General features: G+C 58.0%; 16 protein-coding genes. 8 read left to right on the top strand and 8 right to left on the bottom strand.

Annotated features, from left to right (window positions below; genetic code table 11):
• Nucleotides 1-30 precede the first annotated feature (30 nt).
• The 7 genes from zapD to GZH91_RS03345 form a co-directional block, all read right to left on the bottom strand.
• Nucleotides 31-783, bottom strand: a complete 753-nt coding sequence (gene zapD / locus GZH91_RS03375) for a cell division protein ZapD (protein ID WP_147070786.1) — start codon at nt 781-783, stop codon at nt 31-33.
• Between the two features lie 182 nt (nt 784-965).
• Nucleotides 966-1568, bottom strand: coding sequence for a dephospho-CoA kinase (coaE, locus tag GZH91_RS03370; protein WP_147070784.1), 603 nt, complete (start codon nt 1566-1568; stop codon nt 966-968).
• Between the two features lie 2 nt (nt 1569-1570).
• Nucleotides 1571-2440, bottom strand: coding sequence for a prepilin peptidase (locus tag GZH91_RS03365; protein ID WP_147070782.1), 870 nt, complete (start codon nt 2438-2440; stop codon nt 1571-1573).
• 33 nt (nt 2441-2473) lie between these two features.
• Nucleotides 2474-3703 carry a type II secretion system F family protein gene (locus GZH91_RS03360; protein ID WP_147070780.1) on the bottom strand — a complete coding sequence of 410 codons (1230 nt, stop codon included), beginning with the start codon at nt 3701-3703 and terminating at the stop codon, nt 2474-2476.
• Between the two features lie 248 nt (nt 3704-3951).
• Nucleotides 3952-5667 (bottom strand): type IV-A pilus assembly ATPase PilB, encoded by a 1716-nt coding sequence (pilB, locus tag GZH91_RS03355; protein ID WP_147070778.1) that lies wholly within the window; start codon nt 5665-5667, stop codon nt 3952-3954.
• An 87-nt stretch (nt 5668-5754) separates the two neighbouring features.
• A complete protein-coding gene (locus GZH91_RS03350; protein ID WP_147070776.1) occupies nt 5755-7044 on the bottom strand; it encodes an HlyC/CorC family transporter in 1290 nt (429 codons plus the stop codon).
• Between the two features lie 70 nt (nt 7045-7114).
• On the bottom strand, nt 7115-7948 hold the full coding sequence (locus GZH91_RS03345) for a cytochrome C assembly family protein (RefSeq protein ID WP_223264475.1): 834 nt from the start codon (nt 7946-7948) through the stop codon (nt 7115-7117).
• A gap of 47 nt (nt 7949-7995) precedes the next feature.
• Between GZH91_RS03345 and ffh the strand changes: the two genes are divergently transcribed.
• From ffh to xerD, 7 genes are all read left to right on the top strand, one after another.
• Nucleotides 7996-9339 carry a signal recognition particle protein gene (ffh, locus tag GZH91_RS03340; protein WP_147070773.1) on the top strand — a complete coding sequence of 448 codons (1344 nt, stop codon included), beginning with the start codon at nt 7996-7998 and terminating at the stop codon, nt 9337-9339.
• An 84-nt stretch (nt 9340-9423) separates the two neighbouring features.
• Nucleotides 9424-9678, top strand: coding sequence for a 30S ribosomal protein S16 (rpsP, locus tag GZH91_RS03335; protein ID WP_147070771.1), 255 nt, complete (start codon nt 9424-9426; stop codon nt 9676-9678).
• On the top strand, nt 9653-10168 hold the full coding sequence (rimM, locus tag GZH91_RS03330; protein WP_307723870.1) for a ribosome maturation factor RimM: 516 nt from the start codon (nt 9653-9655) through the stop codon (nt 10166-10168). Before rpsP ends, rimM begins: the two co-directional genes overlap by 26 nt.
• Complete coding sequence (gene trmD, locus GZH91_RS03325) at nt 10168-10944, top strand: tRNA (guanosine(37)-N1)-methyltransferase TrmD (RefSeq protein WP_198415387.1); 777 nt, start codon at nt 10168-10170, stop codon at nt 10942-10944. The genes rimM and trmD overlap by 1 nt, the downstream gene beginning before the upstream one ends.
• A 78-nt stretch (nt 10945-11022) precedes the next feature.
• Nucleotides 11023-11406, top strand: coding sequence for a 50S ribosomal protein L19 (gene rplS, locus GZH91_RS03320; RefSeq protein WP_147070768.1), 384 nt, complete (start codon nt 11023-11025; stop codon nt 11404-11406).
• 88 nt (nt 11407-11494) lie between these two features.
• Nucleotides 11495-11992, top strand: a complete 498-nt coding sequence (locus tag GZH91_RS03315; protein WP_147070766.1) for a methylated-DNA--[protein]-cysteine S-methyltransferase — start codon at nt 11495-11497, stop codon at nt 11990-11992.
• A complete protein-coding gene (gene xerD, locus GZH91_RS03310; RefSeq protein WP_147070764.1) occupies nt 11964-12863 on the top strand; it encodes a site-specific tyrosine recombinase XerD in 900 nt (299 codons plus the stop codon). Before GZH91_RS03315 ends, xerD begins: the two co-directional genes overlap by 29 nt.
• 1 nt (nt 12864) lies before the next feature.
• On the opposite strand, the gene GZH91_RS03305 is transcribed toward xerD, so the two are convergent.
• A complete protein-coding gene (locus GZH91_RS03305) occupies nt 12865-13251 on the bottom strand; it encodes a dihydroneopterin aldolase (protein WP_147070762.1) in 387 nt (128 codons plus the stop codon).
• A 48-nt stretch (nt 13252-13299) separates the two neighbouring features.
• Between GZH91_RS03305 and plsY the strand changes: the two genes are divergently transcribed.
• Nucleotides 13300-13917, top strand: coding sequence for a glycerol-3-phosphate 1-O-acyltransferase PlsY (gene plsY, locus GZH91_RS03300; RefSeq protein WP_174861819.1), 618 nt, complete (start codon nt 13300-13302; stop codon nt 13915-13917).
• The last annotated feature ends 9 nt before the right edge of the window (nt 13918-13926 follow it).

Genomic DNA, 13926 nt, shown 5'->3' with positions numbered 1-13926 from the left:
TGATACGCCGTGAGACGGTAGGAAACAGCCCTACAGATTACAAAACGTCAGTTCAAACTCGATATCGCTCTCGCACAAGCGTGGACGGCCTTTGCCTAGCGACATGAAGCGAATATTGAGTGCATATTTATTCGCGCTGATTTCTGGTGCGCAAGGCAGCTCGCGACGCAGATTGATGCGCAACATCTGCGCGCTCTTACCCGCCAGCATTTGCTGATAGGCACCGGCGAAAGCAATATGATGGGTAGGCTTGCCACTCTCGCGCAGCAGTTTGAGCACCACGCTCAAACCATCATAAATCGGCAACATCGGGGTGAGCCATTCACCGATCTCATCCTGACGGCGTACCACGGGCAGGTGCAGCCAGTAGTGATACGCTGGCAGGTCAAACTCGCAGGCACCACCGGGAATATTGGTGCGCTGTTTGATCGCCATCAGCCATTCGTTGTCGCGCAGGTGCTGGCCAAGCTTGCCGGGAATGCCGTGGATATTAGCCATGCAGCGGGCGATCTCGGCCAGTACCTGGTTTAGCCGCTGCTCGGAAATTGCAGGATTGCTGCGCAATAGCTCCAGCCCCTGGCGCTGGCGTTCAAGCTCCTGGAGCAGATCGGATTTGAGATCGGCGCGACTGGCCACTTCGAGAATTTCAAACAGCGCCAGCAGTGCCGCGTGGTGTTGCTGACTGTCTTCCTGGGCGGCGAAATAGCGCACCTTGTCAAACATATCCTCCAGCCGCAGCAGGGTACGCACACGCTCGCTCAGGGGATATTCGTAACAGATCACCGCTGCATCCGGAAAAAATCAAAAGGAAGGATGGAAAGACTCACAACCTGCACGCCTCTTAGCTATGAACGAGGGGATCAGTACACGCCAACCCGTGTCATTGAAGTGTTTGACTGGGCCGATTCTGACTGATAAAGATTGAGTTGGCAAACATTATTCAGGCGAAGGATGAGAACGCTCGCTCAGCTTTTCGCAAGTGCAAGATAGGCTTGATGCAGTGTCTGGACCTGCTGGCACAAATCATCCAGGCCACCATTATTGACAATAATGTCGTCCGCTCCTGCCAGTCGCACCTTGCGCGGCAGCTGGCTGGCCATGATGGCACGCACCTGCTCCTCGGTCAGTGCGGCGCGCTGCATGGTGCGTGCGATTTGCAATCGCTCGTCGCAGTCCACCACCAGTACCCGCTTGGCCCTCCCCTGGTAGTTGCCTGTTTCCAGCAGCAGCGGCACCACCAGCACTGTATACGGCGCGCTTGATTGCGCTATGGCCATCAACGCACGAGCCTGAATCATGGGGTGGAGAATAGCTTCAAGCTGTGCTTTGGCAGTGCTGTCGGCGAATATCAGCGCACGCATCGCAGCCCGATTGAGGGCGCCGTCGGCAGTGACAAACTGATCGCCGAATGCAAGTCTGATTGCCGCCATCGCCGCACCATCCGGGGCAGTCAGTTCATGCGAAATCTCATCGGTATCCACCACGCCGGCGCCAAGTTCAGCAAATAACCGACTCACACTGGTTTTGCCGGACCCAATGCCGCCGGTCAATCCCACGCACAAACCCATGCTTAAAACCCGGCCAGGTAGGCCTGCAGGATGGGCTGCCCCCAAAACAGGGCAACCAGTCCGCCGCCCGCCAGATAAGGGCCGAACGGAATCGGCACCGAACGCCCACGCTGCGCCAGAACGATCAGCACAATGCCGACAAGGGCTCCGATAAAGGATGACAACAGGATAACCAGAGGCAGCATTTTCCAGCCCAGCCAGGCACCGATGGCGGCGAGCAATTTGAAATCGCCATAGCCCATGCCCTCTTTGCCGGTGACCAGCTTGAATAGCCAGTAAATACTCCATAGCACCATATAGCCCATCATTGCCCCGACTACCGCCTGGTCCAGCGGCACGAATACACTACCGAGATTGAACAGCAGCCCCAGCCACAACAGCGGCAGCGTGATATCGTCCGGCAGGAGCTGAGTATCGAAATCAATAAAGGTCAGCGCGACCAGTGCCCATACCAGCAGCAAAGCACCCGCTGCCGCCCAGCCAAAACCGAAATGCCAGGCGGCAAACGCGGACAGCAGCCCGGTAAGCAATTCCACCAGCGGGTAACGCAGGCTGATATGCGCGCTGCAGCCAGCGCACTTGCCACGCAGCCAGACATAACTCAGCACCGGGATGTTTTCCAGCGCGCCAATCAGGTGGCCGCAACTCGGGCAGGCAGAACGCGGTACCATCAGATTGTATGCGGCGGCCGACGGCGCATCTTCTCCCCTCAGCGCAGCACACTGGACACCCCAGTCCCGCTCCATGATTTTTGGCAGGCGGTGGATGACGACATTCAGAAAGCTGCCGACCAGCAGACCGAGTACGCCACACAGCATGGCAAACAGCTGCGGGTCAGCAGCGCCCAGCAGCGCGGTGAAGGACAAGGACATGATTATCGGCTCCTGGAATGGCGAAGCCCGGAGTTAACCGACCACGCTGCCCATTTTGAAAATAGGCAAATACATGGCAATTACCATGCCGCCAATCAGCGTGCCCAATACCACCATGATGATCGGCTCCATCAGGCTGGAGAGGGAGTCCACCGCATCGTCCACCTCACGTTCGAAGAAATCTGCCACCTTGCCCAGCATCGAATCGAGCGCGCCGGATTCTTCGCCAATAGACACCATCTGCTGCACCATGTTGGGGAAAATGCCGCTGTTCTGCATGGCCACGGTCAGGCTGGTACCGGTGCTCACTTCGGCCCGAATCTTTTGCGTCGCTTCATAAAACACATGATTGCCCGCTGCGCCTGCAACCGAAGTCAATGCGTCCACCAGCGGCACACCCGCTGCGAACATGGTGGACAGGGTGCGCGTCCAGCGCGCGATGGCTGCTTTCTCAATCAACGGACCGAAAATGGGTAGTTTGAGCATGGCTCGATCCATCACTGCCTGCATTTTTCTGGAACGCTTCCAGGTATAGAAGAAGAACCAGAACCCGCCGCCTATCACACCAAATATCAACCACCAGTAGGCCACGAAAATATCGGATATTTTCATCATGACCAGAGTGGGTGCCGGCAGGTCGGCACCAAAACTGCTGAACAGCTCTTTAAACGCGGGAATCACGAACAGCATGATGACTGCGGTGATGATGAATGCCACCACCAGCACAGCCGACGGATAAAACAACGCAGACTTGATCTTGCCTTTGATGGCGAGGATTTTTTCCTTGTAAGTAGCCAACCGGTCGAGCACGCTGTCCAGAATGCCGGCCTGTTCACCCGCGTTCACCAGATTGATGTAGAGCTGGTCAAAATACAAGGGATGTTTGGCAAATGCCTGGCTCATGCTGCTGCCGGTTTCAATATTGCTTTTGATGTCAATCAGGAGCTTTTGCACGGCAGGATTGGCATGCCCGCGCGACACAATATCAAACGATTGCAGCAGCGGCACGCCCGATTTCATCATCGTGGCAAGCTGGCGTGTGAACAGCGCCACATCTTTTTCAGTGATTTTCTTGCTGCGCCCGAAACTGCTCTGTTTTTTTACCTTGGTGACGGTAATACCCTGGCGGCGCAGGGTTGCATTGACCACAGCCTCGCCGCCGGCGTTCATCTCACCTTTGACTTTTTTGCCTTTTTTGTCCACCCCCTCCCACACGAACGGAATGTCTTTTTTGAGCGTTGCTGTTGTTCTTGCTACTGCCATATCGGGCTCCGCGTACCAGCTAGGGATAAATTCAGATTCATATCTGGAAATGTCATAAATTCGCGTGACTGATTAAAACTTAGAATGGGCACGCAATAAAATATTCAATACGGAATCCTGTGCAGACATGGGCGGTGATTCATGCGCCGGCTGAACAAGGTTTTCATATCAGGCAAAGACGCGCCAATTTATTATGGAATTATCCGGGTTAAGCCTTTAACGACCCGTTACGCCCTAACTTTATTTATCTATTCATTGGTTACGGCTTCAACTTCTTCCAGCGAAGTCATTCCGGCTTTGACCTTGAGCAATCCGGCCTGACGCAAATCGCGCACACCCTCACGCCGCGCCTGGTCTGCAATATCGATGGCGTTGCCGTTTTTCATGATGATGCGGGTCATCTCTTCAGTAATCGGCATTACCTGGTAGATGCCTACCCGCCCCTTGTAGCCGGTATTTTTGCATAGCTCGCAGCCCACCGCACGATATGGCTGCCAACTACCGTCCAGGTCTTCCTCCCTGAAGCCGGCGCGCAGCAGCGCTTCCCTGGGAATGATAGCCGGCTGCTTGCAGCTGCACAGTCGCCGCGCCAGACGCTGAGCGGTAATCATGATCACACTGGAGGCAATATTGAACGGCGCTACGCCCATATTCATCAGGCGCGTGAGCGTGGAAGGCGCATCGTTGGTGTGCAGGGTGGAGAGCACCATATGCCCGGTTTGCGCGGCCTTGATGGAAATATCCGCGGTCTCCAGGTCGCGAATCTCGCCCACCATGATGATGTCCGGATCCTGGCGCAGGAAGGCACGCAGCGCGGCAGCGAAGGTCAGTCCGGCCTTGTCGTTGACGTTGACTTGATTGATGCCGGGCAGGTTGATTTCCGCCGGATCTTCAGCCGTGGAGATGTTGACCCCCGGCTTGTTGAGGATATTCAGGCAGGTGTAGAGCGACACGGTTTTACCACTACCGGTGGGGCCGGTTACCAGTACCATGCCATAGGGGCGCTGCACGGCATTGAGCAACAACTCTCTTTGATCCGGGTCGTAGCCCAGCGCATCGATACCGAGCTGTGCACTGGCCGGGTCGAGAATTCGCATCACGATTTTTTCGCCATACAGCGTGGGCAGCGAACTCACCCGGAAATCGATGGCGCGGTTCTTGGACAGCACCAGCTTCATGCGCCCGTCCTGCGGCACACGTTTTTCGGCAATATCGAGTTTGGAGATCACCTTGATGCGCGAAGAGATTTTCTCCTTGATAGCTATCGGTGGCTGGGCTACTTCATAAAGCTGTCCGTCCAGGCGATAACGGATGCGATAAAATTTTTCGAATGGCTCAAAGTGAATATCGGATACGCCGGTGTTGATCGCATCCAGCAGGATTTTTTGCAGGTAACGGACGATGGGCGCATCGTCAATATCCGTACTGGCCGCTTCGTCCACTTTGGCCAGCGCATCGTCGTCGGCAAACTCCAGATCGATATCTTCACTATCGAGGCTGTCCAGTACGCTGGCACTACCCTCGCTGAACTGCTCGATCAGCTTGCCGAGCTTGTCATCCTCCACCACCACAATATCCACGCCGAGGTTGGTCTGGAACTTGACCTCGTCAATGGCCAGCAGATTGGTAGGATCAGATACTGCAACCGACAGCCGGTTGCCGCGCTGATAGAGGGCAAGCACACGACGTTTTTGCACCAGCTTGGGATCAAGCAGGCTTTTCGGCAAGACCTCAAGGTCAAGTGCCATCAGATCAAAATACGGGAAACCAAATTGCGCAGCAGCGAATTCGGCAATTTGCACTGGCTTGATTTTTTTGACGTTGATCAGTTGGGTGACGAACCCCTCGCCCATGCTCGCAGCCTGCTTGGCCAATGCCTCCGCCTCCGGCTCGGAGAGCCATTTTTCGTGAACCAGCGCGCGCGCCAAACCGGTCAGGCCGGCATTAGCAATGGTAGCAGCCATACTTTAATATCTCGAGAAAATGACAAGGTCAGTTAATGCAGTTTGCCAAATAGTGCGCTGCCGACCCTGATTTGTAAAGAATACCGACTAGCCATTTGCCGTATCGACGTTGCCCGCAATCGGGAAGATGCGCGCCACTTTGACCGCGCGTTCCTGTACCTGAACAATTTCGACTGCGTAACCCGCAATCTTCAGGGTGGTACCCGGCTCGGGGATATCTTCCAGGTGTTCCAGCACCAGACCGTTGAGGGTTTTCGGGCCCTCCAGCGGCAGGTGCAGCCCCAGCTTGCGGTTGATACTACGTACCTGACTGGCACCTTCCACCAGCCAGCTGCCGTCCGGCTGAATGATAAAGCCCGACAGTTGCGCGGGCGCCTGGGTGGTGAATTCGCCGACGATTTCTTCGAGAATATCTTCCAGTGTAACCAGCCCCATCAGTTCACCGTATTCGTCCACCACCAGCCCGACGCGGCGCTGGTTTTCCTGAAAATGGCGCAATTGGGTAAACAGTGGCGTACCTGACGGAATGAAATACGCCTCCTGGCGGCTCTGCATCAGTGCCTCGGCATCGAGCTCGCCACTACGCATGTGATACGCTGCATCGCGCACGTGCAACATGCCGACAATATCGTCCAGATGTCCGCGATACAGCGGCAACCGGGTATGGTGGCTGGTGGACAACTGGCGCAACAAAGTGTCTGCTTCGGCCTCGATGTCGATCGCCTCCATCTGGCTGCGCGGAGTCATCAAATCGTCCACGCTGATTTCTTCCAGATCCAGCAGATTAAGCAATATGCCGCGATGGGCCGAAGGCAGCAGTTTCCCCGATTCCAGCACCAGGGTACGCAGTTCTTCGATACCCAGAACACTGTCCTGATTTTCCCCGGATGGCCGCAGTCGCAGCAAGCGCAACAAGCCCTGCACAAACAGGTTTATAAACCACACCACCGGATAGGCCAACTTGAGCAGCGGCGTCAGCACAAAGCTGGCGGCAAAGGCTATTTTTTCCGGATAGGTTGCGCCAATCACCTTGGGTGTCACTTCGCTGAACACCAGGATGACGAAGGTCACCGCCAGTGTCGCCATACCCAGCGCCAGTTCACCCTGACCGAATACACGGATGGTAATCACCGTGACCAGCGTGGCGGCCGCCGCATTGATCAGGTTATTGCCGAGCAAAATCACCCCCAGCAGCTTGTCGGTATTGGCCAGCAAGCGGGCTGTGCGCATTGCACCACGGTGGCCATGCCGGACCAGGTGACGCAGCCGATAGCGGTTGATCGCCATCATGCTGGTCTCGGAGGTGGAAAAAAATGCTGAGATAAGCAGCAGGACTACCAGCGCTGCCAGGAGCGCACTAATCGGTATGTCGTTCAAGCGGGGTGTGAATCAAAAAAGGGATAGGCAAAGTTTAGATGCTGGACGGCGGCTGTCAAGTCATGGAAAATTAACGGTGCAACAGGATTTCCAGCACAAACTTGCTGCCAATATAAGCCAGCACCAGCATCACAAAACCTGCCAGCGTCCAGCGGATGGCGATGCGCCCGCGCCAGCCCCACAGGCGGCGGCCGCTCAACAGCGCGGCAAATACCAGCCACGACAGAATGGCAAATATGGTTTTGTGGTTGAACTGCAGCGGCTCGTGAAACAGCTCTTCCGAAAACAGCATCCCGCTCACCAGAGTCAAGGTCAACAACACAAAACCCACGCCGATGATGCGAAACAGCAGGCTCTCCAGCGTTAGCAAAGGCGGCAGATTGGCGACCACCCCCGGCTGGTTGACGTTGTGCAGACGCTTTTCCACGACTGCCATCAACGCGGCATGAAGCGCGGCGATGGTGAACAGACTGTAAGCCAGCAAGGCAATGATCAAATGCACCCGGAACGCCAGCAGTTCGGTATTGCCCAACACATGCGTCGCGGGCAACGCCAGCGGGGTAAGCACTGCCACTGCTGCCAGCAGCGCCAGCGGTGCCTGCAAAACCTCGAGCCGATAGCGGAAACTGCCCAGCCAGTAAATCAGTCCTGCCAGCCAGATGATGGCAGACAGCGCATTGCCCACTCCCAGATTGAGCCCGGCCGGATTTGCCACGGTGTCGACCAATAGCAGCAAATGCAGTGCCAGCGCGGGCAGGGGCAGCATTTTTTCCCATGCCGCGCCGGGCTGCACGCTGCGCCAGCGGGTACGCCAGAAATGCCAGCCTACCAAGGCGTATAACAAGCTGACCAGTGGATAGAACAAGGCAAGGTTCATCTGGGTTAGAATAGAAAAAAACAGCATTAGTCTACACCAACAGCGCCGCTTTGGCCGCCACCGGAACACACCCCATGCTTGATAATCTGACTTCCCGTCTATCTTCCGTCATCAAAAACCTGCGTGGCCAGGCCCGGCTCACCGAAACCAACATCCAGGATGCGCTGCGCGAAGTGCGTATGGCGCTGCTGGAAGCCGACGTCGCCCTGCCTGTAGTCAAGGACTTCATCGCCCAGGTCAGGGACAAGGCGCTGGGCGTGGAAGTGCTGCAAAGCCTGACTCCCGGCCAGGCCCTGATTGGCGTGGTACACGACGAGCTCACCCGCCTCATGGGCGAGCATAACGCCGCGCTGAACCTGGCCACCACGCCGCCCGCCGTGATCCTGATGGCGGGGCTGCAAGGCTCGGGCAAGACCACCAGCAGCGGCAAGCTGGCCAGGCTGCTCAAGGAGCAGATGAAGAAAAAAGTCCTGCTGGTGAGCTGTGACGTCTATCGCCCCGCCGCCATCGAGCAGCTTAAAACCCTGGCCGGGCAACTCGGTGTGGATTGCTTTCCTTCCAGCAGCGCACAAAAGCCGGTGGACATCGCGTTGGCCGCGCACGATTACGCCAGAAAACATTTTCACGACGTGCTTATCGTCGACACCGCCGGACGACTCGGCATCGACCAGGCCATGATGGACGAAATCCGCGCGCTGCATGGCGCCGTCAAGCCCATCGAAACCCTGTTCGTGGTAGATGCCATGCAGGGTCAGGACGCCGTCAACACCGCGCGCGCCTTCAACGACACGCTGCCGCTCACCGGCGTCATCCTAACCAAGCTGGACGGTGACTCACGCGGTGGCGCAGCGCTGTCGGTGCGCCACATCACCGGCAAGCCGATCAAGTTTGTCGGTGTCGGTGAAAAACTCACCGGGCTGGAAGCGTTCCACCCCGAGCGCATGGCCTCGCGCGTGCTGGGCATGGGCGACGTGCTGTCGCTGATCGAGGAAGCCCAGCGCGGCGTGGATCACGCCGAAGCCAAGAAACTCGCCGACAAGGTCAAATCCGGCAAGAATTTCGATCTCGAAGACTTCAAGGCACAGATCACCCAGATGCGCAAAATGGGCGGTCTCTCGGCCATGATGGACAAACTGCCGGGCGCAGCGGGCGCGGCCCTGCCGGCAGGCGCCGACGAAAAAGCCATGAATCGCGTCGAGGGCATCATCAATTCCATGACCCCGGCCGAGCGCCGCAAGCCCGAGCTGCTCAAAGCCGCGCGCAAACGCCGCATCGCTGCCGGTGCGGGAGTCCAGGTGCAGGAAGTCAACCGCCTGCTCAAGCAGTTCGAGCAAGCACAAAAAATGATGAAAATGATGTCCAAAGGCGGGCTCGCCAAAATGATGCGCGGCATGAAAGGCATGCTGCCGGGAATGTAGCGCTTGCAGACGCAACTTGTCAGCGCGGCAATTTTCCTCGTATAATCACGCTCTTTTTTAATTTCAACTGGTTAGGCACTCACGATGGTTATTATTCGTCTTGCCCGTGGCGGCGCCAAAAATCGCCCCTTTTATAACGTGGTGGTGGCCGATTCGCGCAATCGCCGTGATGGCCGCTTTATCGAGCGCGTCGGCTTCTACAATCCGGTTGCCAAAGAAGGCACCGAAGGTCTGCGTCTGAGCCTGGATCGTGTGACCCATTGGCAGTCCCAGGGCGCACAAGTGTCTGACGCCGTTGCCAAGCTGGTCAAACGTGAAAGCGCCAAAGTCGCTGGATAATCTGGTGGTAATGGGGCGCATCGCTGCGCCCTATGGCATCAAGGGCTGGGTCAAGATCCAGACCTTCAGCGAGTCGGTAGACACACTCGCAGATTATCCCGAATGGCAGATCGGCCGTGCTGGCAACTGGCGCGCAGTCCGTATTTTAAACGCGCACCTGCACACCAAAACACTGGTCGCTGAACTGGAAGGCATCGCTGACCGTGATGCCGCGCTGGCACTGAAGGGCAGCGAAATCGCCGTACCCCGCGAAACGCTGCCACCGGCACCGGAAAATGAATACTACTGGTCGGATTTGATTGGTCTGGATGTCACCAATGCCCAGGGCGTCGCATTCGGCAAGGTCACGGAATTGCTGGAGTCCGGCGCGCATGACGTGCTGGTGGTCAGCGGCGAGCGCGAACGGCTGATTCCGTTTGTCGGCCAGATTGTGAAAACGGTCGACCTCGCGGCCGGGACGCTGCAAGTGGACTGGGAAACCGACTACTGATGGCACTGCAGATCGACGTGGTGACGCTGTTCCCGCCGATGTTTGCTGTGCTGAGCGGGTACGGCATCAGCAGTCGCGCTTTCGAGCGCGGCCAGGCCAGTTTGCATCTGTGGAATCCGCGTGATTTCACCGAGAACAACTACCGTACCGTGGACGACCGCCCCTACGGCGGCGGCCCCGGCATGGTGATGCTGGCAGCGCCGCTGGATGCGGCACTCGACGCCGCCGAAGCACGCCAGCGTGCAGCCGGGGTGGCAATCCCCCGGGTGATTTATCTGTCGCCGCAGGGACGCACGCTGGATCACGCACGGGTAATGGAACTGGCGGCACGTCCCGGCCTGATTTTATTGGCCGGACGCTACGAGGGCGTAGACCAGCGGCTGCTGGATAGCCGTGTGCACGAGTCGGTTTCCATCGGCGATTATGTGCTGTCCGGCGGCGAACTGGCGGCGATGGTGGTGATCGATAGCGTGGTGCGGCAACTGCCCGGTGTGCTGGGCGATGCGGAATCAGCGGTGCAGGATTCGTTTGTCAACGGCCTGCTGGATTGTCCGCACTACACCCGCCCCGAGATTTATCGGGGCATGCCGGTACCGGCAGTGTTGATGGGCGGCAATCACGCCAGCATTACGCGCTGGCGCTTGAAACAGGCGCTCGGCGCGACCTGGCAGCAACGTCCGGATCTGCTGGAACAACGGGGCATGAACCCAACCGAGATTTCCCTGCTTGAAGAATTCAGGCAGGAAGCGCAAGCGGCTGGCAACAGTACGCAATAAAAAACCCGCGTGTCAGGCGGCGGCCTGCTCCACCCGGCTGAGCCCAAGGCTCAAACTTTTTTGACTAGGAGAAACGCAATGAACCTGATCCAGCAACTGGAACAAGAAGAAATCGCCCGTCTGGGCAAGACCATCCCCGATTTCGCACCCGGCGACACTGTCGTAGTGCAGGTCAAGGTGAAGGAAGGCACGCGCGAGCGTCTGCAGGCTTACGAGGGCATCGTCATTGCCAAACGCAACCGCGGCCTCAATTCTTCTTTCATCGTGCGCAAAATTTCCGCCGGCGAAGGCGTGGAGCGCACTTTCCAGACCTACTCGCCGCTGGTCGCCGCGATTGAAGTCAAGCGCCGTGGCGATGTGCGCCGCGCCAAACTGTACTACCTGCGTGAGCGTTCCGGAAAATCCGCGCGCATCAAGGAAAAGCTGCCGACCAGCAAGCGCAAGGCACAAGCGGCAGCCTGATCAACGCTGTGCTGTTGCAAAAAAATGGCAAGTCTTGCGACTTGCCATTTTTTGTTGGCAATGTGCGATTTGGCGCTAGAATCCAGCAATGAAAAGCCGCACGATTCAATCACCTTATCAGGCCGTGCTGCCCACGCCATTCGGCTGTGTCGGCATGAGTGTGGCCAATGAAAAACTTCACGGCATCGATTTTTTGCCTGCGGATTACCCTTTGCAAGCCCCCGACTCACCGCTGTCACGCCGCGTCGCCGCTGCCTTGAATCACTATTTTGATAACCCCGGCAGCAGCTTTGACCTGCCGCTGGCAATCCTTGGCACAGCGCATCAAGTCAGGGTATGGCGCGCGCTGACTGCGATCCCGCCCGGCCATACCACCACTTACGGGCAGCTCGCGCGTTGGCTGGATTCGAGTCCGCGCGCGGTGGGTCAGGCCTGTGGCGCCAATCCGCTGCCCATCATTATCCCCTGCCACCGGGTGGTGGCAGCAAACGGGCGCGGCGGCTTCATGCACGCCGCAAGCGGGGCGCCGCTGGCTTACAAGGACTGGCTACTCAACCATGAATCCGGTATCGCAGCAGGCGCTTGACAGCTTTTGCGACCTGCTGTGGCTGGAGGATGGACTCTCCCCCAACACGCTGCAAAGCTACCGGCGCGACCTGACGCAGTTCTCGGCCTGGCTGGAGGCACTGCGCAGCACGCTGTTGCTGGACGCTGGCCAGGCGGATATCGAGGCCTATCTGCAATACCGTTTTTCGCGTAAAACCAGCCCGCGCAGCACTGCGCGCCTGCTCTCCGCACTGAAACGCTTCTATCGGCTGGCGCTGCGCGATGGCCGTATCGTGCTGGACCCGACACTGAAAATCGATACCCCCAAGCTGCCGCGCTCATTACCCAAGAGCTTGTCGGAGGCCGACGTGGATATGCTGTTGAACGCACCCGACACATCACAGCCACTCGGGCTACGCGACAAGGCCATGCTGGAAATCCTCTACGCCAGCGGCCTGCGCGTCTCCGAACTGGTGACACTGAGAGTGGCAAATGTGAGTCTGGACATGGGCGTGCTAAGCGTGATGGGCAAAGGCGGCAAGGAGCGCATGGTACCGCTGGGTGAAGAGGCACTGCTCTGGCTGGCGCGCTATCTGACTGGCGCACGCCCGCAGATACTGGCAGGCACGATCAGCGATGCGCTGTTTGTCACCCGGCGCGGCACGGCCATGACGCGCCAGGCATTCTGGTATCTCATCAAGCGCCGCGCGCAGCAGGCCGGGCTGGCGCGCCTGCCCTCGCCCCACGTTTTGCGTCATGCCTTCGCCACGCATCTGCTCAACCACGGCGCGGATTTGCGCGTGGTACAGATGCTCCTCGGCCATGCGGATATTTCGACCACGCAAATTTACACGCACGTCGCACGCGAGCGCCTGAAACAGCTGCACGCCAGGCATCATCCGCGCGGCTAATTCAGCGCGCTGGCTGCATATGACTCATTACGCATCCGCGCTGACCGCGCTCGATGGTGATGCCCAGCGCCTTGACGCCGCGCACGATGGCGAGCTTGGTCACGGTGACCCTGACCCAGGGCGCGCCAAATTCATTGCGTATCAATTGTGCAACATGCTCTGCCAGCGCCTCTACCAGGGCTGGGCGCAGTGCGGCACAGGCCGCCCTGATACGCGCGGCAACCTGGCCATAGTCAATGGTATCTGCCACATTGTCGGTTTCACCGGCACGACTATTGGGCAGGCCGATTTCCAGGTCGAGCAATACCGGCTGGGGTACTTTGCGTTCCCACTCGTAAATACCGATAATGAGCTCGACTCTGAAATCCTTGAGAAACAGAATATCCATGCGTAGTTGTCAAAGCGCGAAAATCCTATATCTTAAGCGGAATCCCTGATGTTCATTTCATTTTTCATCGTATCGGCTTACCTGATCGGCTCGCTGTCCTTCGCGGTTATCGTCAGCCGCCTATTCGGCCTGCCTGACCCGCGCAAGCATGGCTCGGGCAATCCGGGTGCGACCAACATGCTGCGCACCGGGCGCAAATCAGCGGCGCTGCTGACCCTCGTCGGCGACATGGCCAAAGGCTGGCTGGCGGTGTATCTGGCGCGTTATTTTGGCAGCCAATACGGCGTGGAAATTGCCGCAACTTACGGCGCTGCGGTCGCCGTGTTCCTCGGACATTTATATCCGCTGTTTTTCGGCTTCAAGGGGGGCAAGGGCGTGGCCACCGCGCTGGGTATACTGCTCGCGATTTCGCCGTGGCTGGGTTTGGCAACGCTGGCCAGCTGGCTTGTCGTGTTTGTCCTCACCCGCATCTCGTCACTGGCCGCACTCACTGCGGCCACACTGGCGCCAGTACTCGGTACCTATTTAATCGGTGGCGCCCTGCCTGTGGTCGCGTTATGCATCATCAGTGCGCTGATTTTTTGGCGTCACCGCACCAATATCCGCCGCCTGCTGGCGGGTGAAGAAGGGCGCTTCGCCAAACCGGCGGACACCTCTTCCGAATAAACCGGGACA

This window comes from Sulfuriferula plumbiphila (genome assembly GCF_009938015.1).
Taxonomy (GTDB): Bacteria; Pseudomonadota; Gammaproteobacteria; order Burkholderiales; family Sulfuriferulaceae; genus Sulfuriferula; species Sulfuriferula plumbiphila.
Note: the sequence above shows the minus strand (reverse complement) of the source record. Positions and strands in the feature narration are given on the sequence as shown.